The 17,078-nt window shown below is 43.0% G+C and carries 14 protein-coding genes; 6 read left to right on the forward strand and 8 right to left on the reverse strand.

All coding sequences use genetic code 11. The annotated features are described in order from the left end of the window. Nucleotides 1-48 precede the first annotated feature (48 nt). From FTT75_RS00185 to FTT75_RS00195, 3 genes are all read right to left on the reverse strand, one after another. Nucleotides 49-1,512 (reverse strand): amino acid permease, encoded by a 1,464-nt coding sequence (locus tag FTT75_RS00185; RefSeq protein ID WP_005097999.1) that lies wholly within the window; start codon nucleotides 1,510-1,512, stop codon nucleotides 49-51. Next, nucleotides 1,512-2,546 carry a methyltransferase gene (locus FTT75_RS00190; protein WP_180185762.1) on the reverse strand — a complete coding sequence of 345 codons (1,035 nt, stop codon included), beginning with the start codon at nucleotides 2,544-2,546 and terminating at the stop codon, nucleotides 1,512-1,514. Before FTT75_RS00190 ends, FTT75_RS00185 begins: the two co-directional genes overlap by 1 nt. A gap of 66 nt (nucleotides 2,547-2,612) precedes the next feature. Continuing rightward, nucleotides 2,613-3,983 carry a uracil-xanthine permease family protein gene (locus tag FTT75_RS00195; RefSeq protein ID WP_005097996.1) on the reverse strand — a complete coding sequence of 457 codons (1,371 nt, stop codon included), beginning with the start codon at nucleotides 3,981-3,983 and terminating at the stop codon, nucleotides 2,613-2,615. Nucleotides 3,984-4,157: 174 nt separating this feature from the next. Between FTT75_RS00195 and typA the strand changes: the two genes are divergently transcribed. Next, entirely contained in the window at nucleotides 4,158-5,996 is a 1,839-nt protein-coding gene (typA, locus tag FTT75_RS00200) for a translational GTPase TypA (RefSeq protein ID WP_005097994.1), read from the forward strand. A 182-nt stretch (nucleotides 5,997-6,178) separates the two neighbouring features. Next, a complete protein-coding gene (gene mscL / locus FTT75_RS00205) occupies nucleotides 6,179-6,619 on the forward strand; it encodes a large conductance mechanosensitive channel protein MscL (RefSeq protein ID WP_074383487.1) in 441 nt (146 codons plus the stop codon). A 100-nt stretch (nucleotides 6,620-6,719) separates the two neighbouring features. Here the strand turns inward: mscL and FTT75_RS00210 are convergent, their stop codons facing one another. Both FTT75_RS00210 and mutM read right to left on the reverse strand, forming a co-directional pair. Then, nucleotides 6,720-7,004, reverse strand: a complete 285-nt coding sequence (locus tag FTT75_RS00210) for a peptidylprolyl isomerase (protein WP_004281718.1) — start codon at nucleotides 7,002-7,004, stop codon at nucleotides 6,720-6,722. After that, nucleotides 7,001-7,861, reverse strand: coding sequence for a bifunctional DNA-formamidopyrimidine glycosylase/DNA-(apurinic or apyrimidinic site) lyase (mutM, locus tag FTT75_RS00215; protein WP_159516689.1), 861 nt, complete (start codon nucleotides 7,859-7,861; stop codon nucleotides 7,001-7,003). The genes FTT75_RS00210 and mutM overlap by 4 nt, the downstream gene beginning before the upstream one ends. A 397-nt stretch (nucleotides 7,862-8,258) precedes the next feature. Here mutM and FTT75_RS00220 point away from each other — a divergent pair, with 397 nt between their 5' ends. From FTT75_RS00220 to FTT75_RS00230, 3 genes are all read left to right on the forward strand, one after another. Then, nucleotides 8,259-9,524: a carbohydrate porin gene (locus FTT75_RS00220; protein ID WP_180185763.1), complete on the forward strand. Its 1,266-nt coding sequence runs from the start codon at nucleotides 8,259-8,261 to the stop codon at nucleotides 9,522-9,524. Between the two features lie 93 nt (nucleotides 9,525-9,617). Then, complete coding sequence (locus FTT75_RS00225) at nucleotides 9,618-10,727, forward strand: NADH:flavin oxidoreductase/NADH oxidase (protein ID WP_180049530.1); 1,110 nt, start codon at nucleotides 9,618-9,620, stop codon at nucleotides 10,725-10,727. 62 nt (nucleotides 10,728-10,789) lie between these two features. Then, nucleotides 10,790-11,716 carry an AEC family transporter gene (locus tag FTT75_RS00230; RefSeq protein ID WP_005097988.1) on the forward strand — a complete coding sequence of 309 codons (927 nt, stop codon included), beginning with the start codon at nucleotides 10,790-10,792 and terminating at the stop codon, nucleotides 11,714-11,716. 259 nt (nucleotides 11,717-11,975) lie between these two features. Here the strand turns inward: FTT75_RS00230 and FTT75_RS00235 are convergent, their stop codons facing one another. Continuing rightward, nucleotides 11,976-12,773, reverse strand: a complete 798-nt coding sequence (locus FTT75_RS00235; protein WP_005097985.1) for a tetratricopeptide repeat protein — start codon at nucleotides 12,771-12,773, stop codon at nucleotides 11,976-11,978. A gap of 427 nt (nucleotides 12,774-13,200) precedes the next feature. Here FTT75_RS00235 and FTT75_RS00240 point away from each other — a divergent pair, with 427 nt between their 5' ends. Continuing rightward, entirely contained in the window at nucleotides 13,201-13,446 is a 246-nt protein-coding gene (locus FTT75_RS00240; RefSeq protein WP_005097984.1) for a hypothetical protein, read from the forward strand. A 51-nt stretch (nucleotides 13,447-13,497) separates the two neighbouring features. Here FTT75_RS00240 and FTT75_RS00245 read toward each other — a convergent pair whose 3' ends face one another. After that, nucleotides 13,498-14,223, reverse strand: coding sequence for a folate-binding protein YgfZ (locus FTT75_RS00245; RefSeq protein WP_100329167.1), 726 nt, complete (start codon nucleotides 14,221-14,223; stop codon nucleotides 13,498-13,500). A 116-nt stretch (nucleotides 14,224-14,339) separates the two neighbouring features. Further along, nucleotides 14,340-16,457: a multicopper oxidase family protein gene (locus FTT75_RS00250; RefSeq protein WP_180185764.1), complete on the reverse strand. Its 2,118-nt coding sequence runs from the start codon at nucleotides 16,455-16,457 to the stop codon at nucleotides 14,340-14,342. Between the last annotated feature and the right edge of the window lie 621 nt (nucleotides 16,458-17,078).

Raw genomic sequence — 17,078 nt, forward strand, 5'->3', positions numbered from 1 at the left:
AAGAAATTAAAAATCAGCCCGTAGGCTGATTTTTTAATTTATGATGGTTTATTCCTGATCAAGTTTCATGGGTTGTACATCCATCTCTTGATAAGACACCAGTTTGGATTTTTTCTTCCATTTGTATCCGAACCAGATTGCCAAGAACAATGGAATACTGATATAGGTCGAGAGAACCCCCATCCATTGACCTGCCAGAACATCCTGATAGTTTTGACCAAGGACGACAATCGCACAGAGAATAAAAGCAAACCAAGGAGCAAAGGGGAAGAACTTGGCGCGATAAGCCAGATCTTCCAGTTTGTAGCCTTGAGCCAAGTAACCTTTGCGGAAGCGATAGTGTGAAATCGCAATCCCGAGCCAGACAATAAAGCCGCACATGCCCGACATATTGAGTAGCCAGTTAAAGACTTCCTGTTCACCGAAGAAGGTGGTCAGGAAACACAGTGCTGCGATTGCAGTGGTGGCATACAGGGCATTCATCGGTACACCACGTGGATCCAGACGGCCAAACAGTTTTGGCGCACTACCTTTACGTGCCATATCAAATAGCATGCGCGTAGAGGAATACATGCCTGAGTTACCCGCAGACAGAATGGCTGTCAAAATCACCGCATTCATAATGCTCGCAGCAAAGGCAAAGCCGGCCTTTTCATAGAGCAGGGTAAAAGGAGAAAGCGCAATATTGTCGGTCGCAGCCGCCTGTAATAAGCGTGGGTCATTGTAGGCAATCAATGTGCCGATAATGAAAATACACACGATATAAAACAACAGGATACGCCAGAAAATCTGCTTGATTGCCACCGGAATGGTTTTCTTTGGATCTTTCGATTCGCCCGCAGCCACCCCGACCATTTCGGTTCCCTGAAAGGAGAATCCTGCAATCATCGCCACGCCAATTAAGGCTTGGAAACCACCGACAAAAGGTGCGTCACCAATACTCCAGTTGGCAAATGCTTCTGCGCCTGGGGTCAGCATAATCTTCACGATCATCCAGATACCGATAATGATAAAGGCAATAATCGCGACAACTTTCACCAGAGAGAAGAAGAATTCAGATTCACCAAAGCCTTTAACTGTCAGGGCATTAATCCCAAAAATAATGGCCAGGAAAATTGCACTCCAATAAACACCAGGAATATCGGGAAACCAGAATTTCATGATGAACTGAACGGCAACCAGCTCAAAAGCTACGGTAATGGCCCAGTTGTACCAGTAGTTCCAGCCCAAAGCGAAACCAAAACCGCCCTCGACATATTTAGTGCCATAAGTGAAAAATGCACCCGAGGTAGGATTATGCGTAGCGAGTTCGCCCAAACTGGTCATCAAGAAATAAATCATGACACCAATCAGTGCATAAGCAAGTAGTGCTCCGCCTGGCCCGGCATTGGCAATGGTCGCACCCGAGGCCAGGAATAGACCTGTACCGATGGATCCGCCAATGGCGATCATATTCAGATGACGAGCACCCAGCTTACGCTGCAGCTGCATCGTATTTTGCGTTTCGCTCATCACGATTCCTTAACATTTTTTTGTGTGCTAGCGAACAGCACTTTAAAGCCTTGTTGATCCGCTTTCACTGTGCAGCGACCAAAGTTTTGTTCAATCAGGGTCGGGTAGTTTAAGAAACGGTTGGCCACGATCCAAAGCTCGCCACCTGATTTTAAATGACGACGCGAAGTTTTACACAAGGTTTCGCTGGCCGTGTAATCGGTCTCGATTCCCATATGAAAAGGCGGATTACTGACAATGGCATGCAAGAACAAGGGTGCATCAGCAATGCCAGTGACCGCTTTAATTTCAATCTGTTCAGGGCTAAGCTGGTTTTCATCAAAGGTCATTTGGGTGGAGGCCAGCGCAAAGGCATCCACATCCATGGCAAAAATCCGGTTTTTCGGATTCAACTTTGCCAGATACGCACTAATCACACCTGCGCCACAACCAAAGTCAGCGATTTTACCCGAGGTAACTTGTGACAAATAAGGTAATAAGGTGGCAGTCCCAATATCTAAACGGTTTTGACTAAACACGCCCGGCAGGGCACAAATATTCAGGTCACCATTCGGGGTCGGGACGCTATAACGCTGTGCCCAGTCTGCAAGTGATTTTTTCTCGACCGTGTGGTCTAGAACCAGTTGCCAAAGCTGGCAATGACGTGCGCTATCCAGTTTGAGGGTTTTACCATAAGGCTGCAACTGTTTGGCTGCACGTTCTATTCCGCCTTTCTTTTCACCGACCAGGAAAATACTGCTGCCCGGTTTAAGTTGTGCTGCCACATTATGCAGTAAATAATTGAGCAGTTCTTTAGACTTGGGTACAAAAATAACCGCCTGATCAAACTCAGCTTCAGGCATCTCTGCGCCAAAGTGGACATCTGCTTGTTGCGACTGGAAATAGTGAAAATCATTAAAATTCCATGTCCAGACAGCGGGATTGATAGAGGCATCGAATTCAGCGAGTAGATCATCTGTCGGTGCATTAATGAGTAAGATGCGACCCGACAAAAAATCATATTGTCTTAATAAAACTTCGCTTTTAGGATCCATAGGTATCTCTCCAATATAAAGAACACTGCCTAAGTCTGACCTAGACAGTGTTCTTTGGACATGAAATTACTTCTTTGTTTCAGGAAGTACAACATTCAGAATAAGGGCAGCAATACCGCCAGTGGCAACGCCTGAGCTAAAGATATTACGGAATAACTCAGGAAGATGCTCAAGAATTTGTGGAACTTGTGCAACACCTAAACCCAGTGCCAGTGAAATCGCAATAATCAGCAGGGCACGGCGGTCTAGATGTACGCCAGACAGAATATTAATGCCGGAAGCTGCTACTGCACCAAACATCACCATCACTGCACCACCCAGTACCGCTTGCGGAACCGCCTGGATAATCCCGGCAACCGCAGGCAGCAAACCCAGAATGATCAGTAAAGCAGCAATCCAGATGCCGACATAACGGCTCGCTACACCCGTCAACTGAATCACACCGTTATTTTGTGCAAATACCGAACTTGGGAAGGTGTTAAAAATACCGGCAAGGAATGAATTGGCGCCATTGACCAGTACACCGCCTTTAATGCGCTGCATCCATTTTGGCCCATCGACTGGCTGGTTAGAAAGCTTTGAGGTCGCCGTGATATCGCCAATCGCTTCTAAAGAGGTCACCAGATAAATGAATGCCATCGGAATAAACAGGCTCCAGGAGAAGCTTAAACCGAAATGCATTGGAGTTGGAATCTGTACCAGTGGGGCATCTTTTAAGCCGGAAAAATCCAGATGGCCCATAAAGCCGGCCAGGATATAACCACAAACCAAAGCAATCAAAATGGCAGAACTTTTTACCCAGGTAATCCGGATACGGTTCAGGATAATGATCAGCGCCAAGACTGTGCAGGACATGATTAGGTTGTCTGCATTGGCAAAAGTTTTATCGCTCATGGCCTGATAACCACCGCCCATACTGATTAGACCTTCTTTAATTAAGGTTAAACCAATCAGAAGGACGACAATCCCGGTCACCAAAGGGGTAATCAGTTTTTTTATCCAAGGCAGAATCTGGGACACGCCCATTTCAATAAATGCACCTGCAATCACCACACCAAAAATTGCTGCCATGACTGACTCAACTGGCGTACCGGCAGCAACCATGGCTGAACCAATACCAATAATTGGGCCGATAAAGTTAAAGCTGGTTCCCTGAACAATCAACAGACCGGCACCAAAAGGTCCGACTTTTTTAGACTGTAAAAAAGTCGCGATACCTGAGATCACCAGGGACATGGATAAAATCATGTTGGTGTCTTCTTTGGATACCCCAAGTGCCAGACAAATTAGCAAGCCAGGGGTCACGATCGGGACAATAATTGCCAATAAATGTTGGAATGCAGCTAAAAAAGCAATAAATGGTTTTGGACGATCATCCAGACCATATACCAGGTCGAGTTGATCTTTAGGAGGAGGAGATTGATTAAAATCAGACATGTGTCAATGCAAATTAAGGCAGGGTGGCGCTATTCTAATCGAGTTACACGCCTTTACAAAATCAAAAAAAGCCCATCTCCTTAAAAAAAGTTGAGGAGTGTGGTAACAGTGACTATAAAAGTTTTGTATTTTTCTGTATAATTTGCCCTCAAATTACATACGCATTGAATTTACATGTCAGATATTAAAACTCTCCGTAACATCGCCATTATTGCGCACGTCGATCATGGTAAAACCACTCTTGTAGACAAACTTTTGCAACAATCAGGTGCTCTCGGTGATCGCGCGGGTGAGATTGAGCGTGTCATGGATTCTGGCGCTATCGAAAGTGAACGTGGTATTACCATTCTTGCAAAAAACACTGCAATTAAATGGACGGATGCACGTACCAATACTGAATATCGCATTAACATCGTGGACACCCCGGGACACGCCGACTTCGGTGGTGAAGTTGAACGTGTAATGTCGATGGTTGACTGCGTACTTCTTCTTGTCGATTCACAAGAAGGCCCGATGCCACAAACACGTTTCGTAACGCAAAAAGCGTTCGCACGTGGTTTGAAGCCAATCGTAATTATTAACAAAGTTGATAAGCCAAGCGCACGTCCAGACTGGGTGATTGACCAGGTATTCGATTTGTTCGATAACTTGGGTGGTTCTGACGAACAGTTAGACTTCCCGGTCGTTTATGCATCTGGTCTTCGTGGTGTGGCGGGTCCTTCTCCAGAAGAACTTGCTGACGACATGACACCATTGTTCCAAACAATCGTAGACATCGTTGAACCGCCAGCAGTTGACGTTGATGGTCCATTCCAAATGCAAGTGTCTTCACTTGACTATAACAGCTTCGTAGGCGTTATCGGGGTTGGTCGTATTCAACGTGGTTCAGTTAAATTGAACACGCAAGTGACTGTAATCGACAAAGAAGGCAAAACACGTAACGGTCGTATCTTAAAAATCATGGGTTATCATGGTTTAGATCGTGTGGACATCGAAGAAGCCAACGCAGGTGATATCGTTTGCGTAACGGGTATCGATGCATTGAACATTTCTGACACGATTTGTGATCCGAAAGCTGTTGAAGCGCTTCCACCGCTTTCTGTAGATGAACCTACAGTCACAATGACATTCCAGGTAAACAACTCACCGTTTGCTGGTAAAGAAGGTAAATTCGTAACTTCACGTAACATTCGTGAGCGTCTAGATCGTGAATTGATCCACAACGTCGCATTACGTGTTGAAGACACTGACAGTCCTGACCGTTTCAAAGTGTCTGGCCGTGGTGAACTTCACCTTTCAGTTTTAATTGAGAACATGCGCCGTGAAGGCTTCGAGATGGGTGTATCTCGTCCGCAAGTCATCTTGAAAGAAATTGACGGTCAAATGCAAGAACCGTACGAAAACGTGACGTTTGACGTTGAAGAACAGCACCAAGGTTCTGTAATGGAGCAAATGGGCAGCCGTAAAGGCGAGATGACCAATATGGAAGTTGACGGTAAAGGCCGTATCCGTATTGAAGCAACTGTTCCTTCACGTGGCTTGATCGGTTTCCGTTCTGAATTCATGACGATGACTTCAGGTACGGGTATCATGACATCAAGCTTCTCGCATTATGGTCCAATGAAACAAGGCCAAGTTGCGAAACGTCAAAACGGTGTGTTGATCTCTATGGTTCAAGGTACTTGCCTGGGCTATGCATTGTTCACATTACAAGACCGTGGTCGTCTATTCGCTAAGCCTCAGTTAGAAGTTTACGAAGGTATGATTATTGGTATTAACTCACGTTCTGACGACATGACTGTGAACCCGACTAAGGCAAAACAGTTAACCAACGTACGTGCATCTGGTACTGATGAAGCATTAACACTTGTTCCTGCAGTTGAATATACGCTTGAACAAGCGCTTGAATTCATTGAAGATGACGAACTAGTTGAAGTAACACCGAAGTCAATCCGTATCCGTAAGCGTTATTTGACTGAAAACGAACGTAAACGTAACCGTTCAGGTAAATAATCTGTAGATTATTGATCTAAGATTCCTAAAGCCGCAATCTTTTCAAAGGTTGCGGTTTTTTGTATTAAAATTTTAACTAGAACCATAAAACTTATAAAAAACATCACCTTATATGAAAATGAAATCACTTATAATTAATGTATAATTCATCACAAACTTTAAAATGAATTATTGGAGAAAAAATGAGTATTATTCAAGAATTTAAAGAGTTTGCTGTCAAAGGCAATGTGATGGACCTCGCGGTCGGTGTCATTATTGGTGGAGCATTTGGTAAAATTATTGATTCTTTTGTAAAAGATATCATCATGCCAATCGTTAGCTGGATTTTAGGTGGTGATGTTGACTATTCTAACTGGTTCCTGGTACTGGGTGATAATCCTAATAATGTCACTTCTTTGACAAATGCACAGGCTGAAGGTCTGAATGTATTTGCTTATGGTAACTTCCTAACGATTCTGATTAATTTCCTGTTGTTGGCATGGGTGGTATTCTTACTGGTGAAAATGATGAATAAACTTCGTCGTAAACAGGCAGAAGAAGCACCTGCACCTGAAGCCACCCCTGAAGATATCGAATTATTGCGTGAAATTCGTGATGAATTGAAAAAACGTCCTGAAGCATAAGCGTTCTGACACAAATAAAAAACGGCGCCTCTTGTGCCGTTTTTTTAATCCTCCTAAATCCCCCCTTTTGTTAAAGGGAGGTGGGGAGAGATTTATAAGATTAAAAATCCATCCGGAACTTAATTTCTACCAAATGAAAACCAAACTGGCTTTTGACCGGACCATGTAAGACCCGTTCAGCAGCCGTAAACACCAGCTTATCAATGACAGGCACCAGTTGGCCTTTTTTTACTTCGCCCAGTTCTCCGCCACGCTTGGCAGAATTACAGGTTGAATATTGTTTGGCGATTTTATTAAAGTCAGCGCCACTCAAAATCTTCTTTTTAAGCTGCTCGGCAGTTTCTTTATCTTTAACCAGAATATGACGCACAATGGCTGTTTTCATGACTTTTCCCCTCGTACAGTTGCCAGTTTTTTGACAGGGAGTTGCATCTTTTTCAAAGGCTGACATTCTGGACAGAACACAGAAGCACGTTGTCCCAGTTTAATATTTTCAAGCGTGGTCTCACAGTTCACGCACATTTCCCCGGCACGACCATAGGCCAGCAGCGTTTGCTGAAAATAGCCATTTTCCCCCATGGCGTTGGTGTAATCCCGTAATGTCGACCCGCCTAAATCAATGGCCTGTTTTAATATGCGCTTGATTTCCAGCACTAATTTTTCGATCTGTGCCAAGCTTAAAGTCGAGGCGGGTTGTGCTGGATGAATGCCCATATTGAACAGACTTTCGGTTGCATAAATATTGCCGACACCTACCACCACATGGTTATCCATAATCGCAACTTTGGTGCCAACATTTTTATTTTTCAATTTTTCAAATAAATACTGAGAATTAAAATTTTCACTCAGGGGTTCTGGTCCCAGCGTATCAATCAGTTTGCTTTGTGACTGCGCATCCAGCCATAAAATACAGCCAAAACGACGCGGATCATGATAACGCAGTTCAATATCATCAAACTGAATAATCAGATGATCATGTTTGCGTAATTCTTCAGTTGTTTCACACAAACGAAAGCTGCCAGACATGCCTAAATGCCAGAGCATGGTGTCGTGCTCAAACTCAGCCAGAATATATTTGGAACGGCGCGACAGGTTGAGTAATTTCTGCCCGACCAGCTTTTGTATATTTTCGGGAATGGGCCAGCGCAAACTTGACTGACGGATTTCAACCCGTTTTACACGTTGTTCTAATAAGGGTAATAAACTGGTTTTGGTGGTTTCTACTTCTGGTAATTCAGGCATAACACATCAGAGGCGAGGGAGATGCAGCTAATATTGGGCGAATTTACGGAGATTACAAGTCTTAATGGGGATGCAACCATTAGAAAATGACTGGGGATTTCATGTTTATTGGAGGTGTAAGAGCTTAAAGAATAAGCTGTTTTTTTGCATGTTTAGACCAAAAATTAAAGAAATAAAAGGAATGCAAAAATAAATAAATCCTAAGTTTTTGAAAAACATATAAATAATTTAACTATTTTGAAATAAAATTATATTTTTTGTATTAAGGCATAACTAAAAGTTTAATCAATAATAAAAAAAATAATAAGAATTTATAGGAAAAGTTATGTAAATTCATGCACCTAATAGCAATTTTAAAAACCTTGCTTGTTTTTCTCTCCGAATGTTTAGGTTTTACATGAAATATTTAGGTTTCGCTTTATTGTCATTAATGGCTGCCATGACAACCGCGCAGGCAGAATCTGCATTTGATCCGCAAGGTCAATATTTACTGGGGGACTGGAATGGTCAACGTACAGAACTGGCTCAGCAAGGAATTAAATTTGAAGCCAATCTGCTAACTGATACAGCCTATCTTGCGGATGGTGGCCGGAATGCAGGCGCAGATCCATTAACTTCTGCCCAGTTATGGCTGGGTACTCAACTGGATATGGAAAAGCTGGCAGGATGGAATGGCGTCACCGTACGTGCCGCGATGACTGCACGTCAGGGTCAAAGTACCTCTGTCCGTGACTTGCAGGATCTTAATGCACCACAGCTGGCCAATGCACAAGGTACGTTTGGGCGTGGCAATCAGGATAGCCGTCTGAGTGAACTTTCGATTGAAAAGAATTATAAAGAACAAGGACTGAGTATTAAGGCTGGCCGTTTGGGGCTGGGCATGGACTTTAATGTGATGGCCTGTGATTTTGCCAGTACAGCATTTTGTGCTGCGCAGATGGGTAAATGGCAAGGCAATATCTGGATGAATACGCCTGTAGCACAATGGGGTGCGCGTATAAAGCAGCAGCTAAACCCTGAACTTGCAGTACAAGTCGGTGTTTATGAGTTTAATCCGGACAATGGCAATGGGGCTAAAGAAGATCAAGGCTGGAGTTTGGATACTGAGCATGCCGATGGCGTGACCATTCCAGCAGAAATTGTATGGACACCCAAATCACTCATCAATAACTTGCCGGGTAGCTACCGTGTGGGTGGAATGTACAATACTGCGGATGATCCAATCAATCAAAAAGATATTGTCACTGGTCAAGCTGAAGATCGTACCTTTGCAGGCTGGTTGGCCATCGAACAGCAATTAACTTCAACAGGTCAGGGGCGTCAGGGCCTGCATTCATTTGCCAATTTCACCTGGCATGACCGTGTAACCAATAAAGTCGATCATTCACAACAGCTTGGGGTGAAATATATTGGCCTGCTCGACAGTCAACCGAATGATATTTTGGGTCTGGCAGTTAACCGTGTGCACGTGAATAATCGCTTTGCAGATTCGCGTCCAGCATTCAATGCCGATGCAGAATACAATATCGAACTTAACTATAGCTATAATGCAACAAAGTGGCTGATGCTACGTCCAAACCTGCAATATGTAGTCAATCCAGGGGCAACCAACAACGTAGATAATGCACTGCTACTTGGTTTAACCAGCCGCATCATCTTCTAAAAAGTGATCGTTCACGTTATAACTAAACAGGCTTTTTAAAGCCTGTTTTTTATTGCCCGATCATACTTCACATGAATAAAGAGGGATTGCCACGTGACATTATTATTTCAACCGCTAAAGTTTGGTTCATTATCACTCAGCAATAAAATTATTATTGCACCCATGTGTCAATATTCAGCCACAGATGAGGGTGAAATCACGTATTGGCATGAGCAGCAATGGGCGAATTATGCGCTCTCTGGCGCCGGACTCTGTATTGTCGAGGCGACTGCTGTACAACCAGAAGGTCGTATCAGTTATGCAGACCTGGGATTGTGGAATGATCAGCAAGCTGCCCAGATCAAAGCATTATTGGCCAAAGTTAAATCTATATCGCCAATGCCATTTGCTATCCAGCTTGCACATGCCGGACGTAAAGCCTCTACAGATAAACCATGGGCAGGTAGAGGCCAGTTTAAACCGGATGAGGCACATGGCTGGCAAACTGTTTCTGCCAGTGATCTTCCTTTTCAGGCAGACGAACATCCTCCTAAAGCGCTGAATCAGGCAGAGATTGATCAGGTCATTGCAAACTTTGCAGAAAGTGCCAAACGCGCAGTTGATGCAGGCTTTGACCTGATTGAACTACATGCAGCACATGGTTATCTGTTACATCAGTTTATGTCGCCACTTTCCAATAAACGTGAGGATAAATATGGCGGTTCACTGGAAAACCGGATTCGCCTGACGCTGGAAGTATTGCAAGCCATGCAGGCAGCAGTTCCGGAAGATTATCCAATCGGAGTGCGTATTTCAGCGAGTGACTGGATGGAGCATGAGGATAGCTGGAATATTGATTCTTCGGTTGAACTCTCTAAAGCCCTCGAAGCGATGGGCGCAGCTTATATTCATATTTCCAGTGCCGGTTTACATGTCAAACAGAACATTGATGTGAAACCGAACTATCAAGTACCTTTTGCAGATATCATCAAAAAAGCCGTCAATATTCCGGTAATTGCTGTAGGTTTAATTACCGAAGCAGAACAGGCAGAACATATTCTGCAAAAAGGGCAGGCCGATGCTATCGCTATTGCACGGGCGATTCTCTACGATCCACATTGGCCTTGGCATGCAGCTGCGGCACTTGAAGAAAAACTAAAGATTTCACCCCAATATCTTCGCAGTGCCCCGCATGGTCTAAACCATCTGTTTGAGCCTTTTTAACAATCTTTTCTAAGCAGGAAGGTCGTATAATAGTCACTCATTGCAAATGAGGACGCTGCATTATGATTTTTGCGGTCATTGTGCCCATTTTTTTATTGTTGGCACTGGGTTATCTGACTGTAAAAAGTCAAGTGTTAGACAAAGAGCAAGTGGGTACAGTCGGTGCTTTTGTCATTAAAGTGGCGTTGCCTCTGCTGTTTTTCCAGTCTCTCGCCTCTAAAGACCTGCATGAAATCTGGTATTTTGAATACTTTGCGGTGTATAGCAGCGTAACTTTACTGCTCTATGGTAGCGGTTTCTGGATGATGCGCCGTTATTTTCAGAATACGCATTCGCAGAGTGCAGTATTGTCACTGGGCGCCGCGATGTCGAATACCGGACTTATTGGTACGGCCGTGCTTAGTCTGTTAATCGGGCAGCAGGCCATGACTTATACTTCTCTGGTGGTCATCATTGAAAGTATGTTGCTGATTCCTTTGGTACTGGTCATGGCTGCGCTGGGAACACAGCATCAGGCAAATCTTGGCTCCATTTTTAAAAGTGTGGTGCTGACTTTAGTAACAAACCCCTTATTTATGGGGGTCGTACTGGGTATGGCCTGTGCGATTTTCCAGATTAAAATTCCGCTCTATATCGATCAGGTTTTTGCCTTGATCGGACAGACAGCATCGCCATTGGCCTTGTTTGCAATTGGTGGCGGTATTGTGGGAATGAGCCTGAAATACGTTAATCTGCAAAGTTTCTATCTGGTGTTTTCTAACAACATTATGATGCCGCTGCTGATGTATCTTGGCCTCAGTCAATTGACCAGTTTAAGTCAGGAAATGGTTCATGCGGGTACTTTGATTGCTGCCTTACCGATGCCAACAATCTTCGGTATGTTGGGACAGGCCTATGGTTTAAATGATCGAGCCTTAACACCACTGCTGATGAGCACCATCGCTGGTTTTATCGTGACCAGCGGCCTAATTGCCTTGTGGTGGGGATAGCTCATTCCAGGATTGATTCTCTCCTTATAAAAAGCCCCATATTGGCATTTTCTTTTTTAAATTCATGATTATATTTTACAGGTAAAAAAGTCAGCCGCAACTGTTTGAGGCATACGGTGTATTGTACCGCAAGATTAAAAATGATTGTTTTTGCGACAAATTTACCAGTGGATGCTGGCTGACGAGTTTTGCGATGAGAGTATGGCTCCGCAAGATGCCTTTCTTGCGAAGCTCCGCTTCTCATTGGGGCGAAACCAAATTAACTCTTTTTGGCAGGTATTTTTTTCTGCTCCGCCATCATTTTGTCTACTGCTGCCAAAGACTCTTTAGCCTGCGGAATATTTTGCTGTGCCAATGCAGCAAAGATTTTTTTCGCTTCAGGCAAGTTTTGCTGCACGATACTGCCATTGGCAAACATATTGCCGACTGCCATCAGGGCAGGGATATAGCCTTTTTTAGCCAGATCCTGAATACTGCTTAAACCTTGCTGAATCGGTTTTTCATCTTTGTTTTTAAAACCAGAGCTGATGTCATATAAGGCTTTGGCGTGAATCGCTTGCATATTACCTTTTGTGATTAATGGTTGCAGCTTTTGTAGTCCGATTTTATTTGAGGCAGGGGTATTTTCAGCAAATAACAGCACAGCCAGATCTACACTGGCATCATCAAAGTTGGCTGCTGAGGCACGTTCCAGATACTGTTTGGCTTTGCTTAAATCCTGCTTTAGTCCTAATGTACCCGCCGCATAATTTTTGCCCAGTACATAATTGGCCACAGGGTAACCTTTGCTGGCTGCCTGTTCATAAAGCTGGATGGCTTTTTTCTCGTCTTTGGCAGTGCCCTGGCCGGTCTGGGTTAAATAGCCTAAGTTATATATGGCTTGGGCATTTCCCTGACTAGCCAATTGATTTAAAGCGTCATAGGCGCCTTTGAAATTATTGGCTTTCACCATGGCTTCAATTTTTACAAACTGGGGGTCAGCCTGATCTTTTACAGTATTTGCCAGAGTGAATTGCGCAGAAACTGCAAGAACAGTAGCGAGTATTAACTTTTTCATGGTTCCTATAACCTTATTATTGCTGGCACCTAAGTCCTTGGTGCGGTTTTAATCATTTTCACTTACATCATAAAAGGATTTTGTGCTTTGTAAATATACAATTTGTCATTAGAGTTCTTTCATAAATCATTTTTTAATTATTATAAATGAAATTCTATCTTCTTGTCGGAGACTTGCGCAGCATGCTCCTCCTCCCGAAGGGAGAAGGAGCGTTCAACCTCTATTTAAATATGAATAAAATTATCATTTCTTGAGTTATGAAAGGGATTTAATCAAAATAAATCATCAAAGCAGGATATACCGATTTAACCAGATCACTGATCTGGATAACTTTCCTATCAATCATTCAGATATTGAAAGGATTACTTTGCTTAAAGGAACTTCTCTGGTTAAATCTCGGTTTAAATCAGCCTCCCAGGATTGAGCCATGTTTGTCAAAACGATTAAACGCCACTATGACAGAATTAACGTAGATGAAACGATTGCGGATGAAGACAAGATTGACGCACTGCTGATGAAGCTCGGTGCAGAATTTTTGATTAGTCAGGAAGACCGGGTCTACACCTTTCAAAAAGGTGAATTAACCACAAAATTTGATGCCAAACATGCTCGTGCTTATCACTTCAAAGATTATGTGGTGAAAGACATGAATAAGCTGTTTCATGGTTTCTAAAACAAAAAAGCCAAGAGTTAAGTCTTGGCTTTTTTAGGGCCTAAACCGGAATTATTGCGGACGTGCTACATCACCGCTCAAAGCTTCAGGAAGTTCCAGAACCTCTAGACCCAACTCGGCCAATGCTTCAGGTTTGGCTACGACCAAGGCTTTATAGCCATCCTTCAGACTGATGCTATTCACGACTTCAACATTGTTGTTGAGCTGAGTGCCGACTACAGGTGCTTCACCCGTCGCTTGAATCAGATGCAGCCAATGTTTTGGCTTGGCTTTAAACCATAAGCGTGCAATGACTTCCTGACCTAAATAACAACCTTTGTCATAGTGAATGCTTTCACGTTGATGTAAGCGCAATTCCTGTGGTTGAAACAGGGTCGCAGTGGCCGCCTGAATCCAGGCCTGACCTGATTCAATGGCTTGCTGCTCCCAGGTCGCCACATCGGTTTCAGTTGCAACAAAGTCAGTATGAATATCATTGATCACAGGATAAACCGCACCGACCAGTTCCAGTTTCATTTTTGAAAAGGCACCAAATTTTTTAATATGATTCGCCAGTTCAGTGGCCTGATCGTCAGTACTTACAATTTCAAAGCTTTCCGGACTGAGCTTTTTAAGCCATAAGCCAAATTGAATACGGCCTTTCAAGCTACAGATCGCGGTATAACGTGTCTGGTTTTTAGCCAATGTTTCAGTATTCAAAGTCACCTGACCTTGAAGGAATTTTTGTGCATCAACACCATTCAGACTAAACAATGTAAAAGCAGGAGACGTTGCCATGATAAGCCCCAGTTTGAATACTATAAATCAATGCAGTTATTGTGCAGCAAGCATCAAATAGAGGCAAACAAAAAAGCCAACAATCTAAATCATCGGCTTTTATGGAATGATAATATTTAGTGGTGATGGCTAGCCGGTAATGGCGAATCACAAGGGAATTTACCGCCACAAATCCGAACATATTCCATCATGCCCTGATCTTCATGATCGAGAATATGACAATGCTGTACAAAATCACCTTCAAATTTCTTGTAATGGCTGCGGACAATTACCTGATACCCCTGTTTAACAAAGATTGTATCTTTAAACTGTCCTTTTAAGCCGCGGTATTGAATATCTTCCAGATTAGGATTTGGATCTACTGCCAGCGGAATATCGCTGACATCCTTACCCGTTGGATCCAGTACTTTTACAATCTGGAAGGGGTTCACATGGATATGATAAGGATGATTCAGGTTATTACTGCTAAGAATCCATTCATCAATTTGCCCAAATTCCAGTTTCCGTACATATGCACCTTCTACTGCATCCGCGCCGGTAAAGAGGTCACCAAAACTATAGATTCCCTCAATATCACTGTAACGGTAGCCAAACTTACCATTTGGACCAAAGCTGGCATCGAAGGTTGAGCGTTGTGGTGGACGGTTCTTTAAGCGATTTTCAATTTCAGTGGTCATCAGCGATGGATGGTCGATAAAGGCAGAAAGTTTTAACTGTGAGAGCTGGGTCTGGATTTCTTTGTTTAAGCCAATTTTCTGTGCCTGAGCTTGTAAAAACTGGGCTGGCGTTTGCACTTTTAATTTACTCGCTTTGACATTCACCCATCCCAGTAGTTGGGCATTTAACGTATTACCCGGAGCGAGTTGAGGGGTAATTTGTCCGGATGTAGGGATGGCATTGATTTCATCATCAATGTTCAAGTTGGTGTCAAAAATACAGTATCTATTCGTGCTTGGAAAGGCGACCATCGCATCGTGACGGTAACCGGGTTGAAATATCGAGATTCTACGTGTCTGCACATGATCCATGGTTAAACCATCCTGAGCAATGGTATAGACCGGCAAGCTGGTGAGCTGATCAAAATCTGCTTTTTTGTCTTCTTCCTGAAATTCAGAACAAGCTTTAATGGTTTGTTCAGCGGTAAATTTTTGTGATTTTGGCAGTTCCTTAATAATAAGACCAAGGGTGTCGCGAACACCACCATGAATCATACGCCAGCGCTTAAACTGGTTTTGCTCAACTTGAATCTCGCCATGTACTTTGCCATTAATCGAGGTGTAATAATGATTTGCTCCCCATGAATTAAAGGCATTCAGGCCTTGATAATCTTCCAGCATACCGACTTCACCAGCATCACAATTATTGAGATTGGTTGTACCTGCCGGGTGAGTGCATCGATACTGAATTTGCTGAAACAGGAGGATATTTTCATTAGAATAGCTGTTCTTGCCTTTATCTTTCCACAGAATATCCATGTCTCCCGTCGATGTGATTTTGCCATTCCTGACTTGAGGAATACGGTTGCCTTCTACGATTAATGGGCCAGCCATGCCACTAGAGACCTGAATAGCCGTTGAACCATGTAGATGAGCGTGATACCAGTAAGTACCCGCAGGATGATTTGGTTCCATTTTGAATTGATAGTCAAATTTTTCCTGTGGTTTGAACTTCAGGAAAACATTGTCGCTATTGCCTTGCGGGCTGACCCAGAGGCCATGAGTGTGCAGATTGGTGGTATTAAAACAATGTGGGTCATTCGCATCGAGAATATGTTCTGGGCAGGTTGCTGTGGACTCCGTGGGCAGTTGGTTATTCAAATGCACAGAAAAGGTTTCTCCCTGTTTGACCCGAATCTGGGGCCCGACCAGCCGGTCTTCGACATATTCACCTGCTTTTTTCTTATTAAATAAACTGGGCTTGGTCACATAGCCACGGAGCACCAGTTGATCCCATGTTCCTTTTCTGGGGTTATACAACTTATCCGTTTTATACGCGATGATCAGTTCGTATTTGCCTTTGGCATTTTTCTGTAGCAATGGCGGATTACTGATCAGAGAATCCGGTGCAGTTGGAGCAGGTGGTGGCTGAGTCGGGTTGTTTGGGTTACTTGGATTTGACGGATTATTTGGATTTGAAGGGTTATAGGGGTTAGGAGGATTTTTAGCTCCATTCCAGTTTGATGCCAGTACGGCTATGACCGCTGCTATGACACCGATAATCGCAAGCTGTAACATCGTAATCACCTTTATCTACTTTTGTGATGAGTATTGTTGTTGTGAAGTAATTACTGTTTAGATTTACTTAATTGAGAGAAAAACTGTTATCACCAAATTAGGGGGAGGCAGATAAACGGTATGTCTAAAGTATTTTTTCTTTGGTGTTGAATGTGCTAATTTTTATGTAAATCTTTAATTATTCGATAATATTTATACATATTAAAATAGTTGTAAAATTTGTAAGAAAGTCTTACGAAAATTATGGAATTGAATCAGGACACAGCTTTTAAATGGTTCTATCGCTGAAATACGATGATTTTCGGAATTATTGTATAAGGATGTTTTGAAGATATTCTTAATATCCAGTTTTTATCAACAAGCCGCTTGCATATAAAGACCTAAATGTAAGAGAAGAGACTTATTTGGCTTTTAATAGTTGGCTTTTAATCAGGGTCTATTCGCTGCTTAAAATACAGCTCATAAAAGTTGCATGAATATGAAATAAAGCCTGTTTATTGCGCCTATATGTTGATTGTTTTTTATGCTGTTGTGAGTGTCTCATACTAAAGAATGAGATGAATTTTCTACGATTTTTCAAAAAAATAGAAGTTTAGAGCCAAAATTCTAAAGGCCAGATAA

The sequence above is a fragment of the Acinetobacter sp. YH01008 genome (assembly GCF_013420435.1).
GTDB classification, from domain to species: Bacteria; Pseudomonadota; Gammaproteobacteria; order Pseudomonadales; family Moraxellaceae; genus Acinetobacter; species Acinetobacter pseudolwoffii.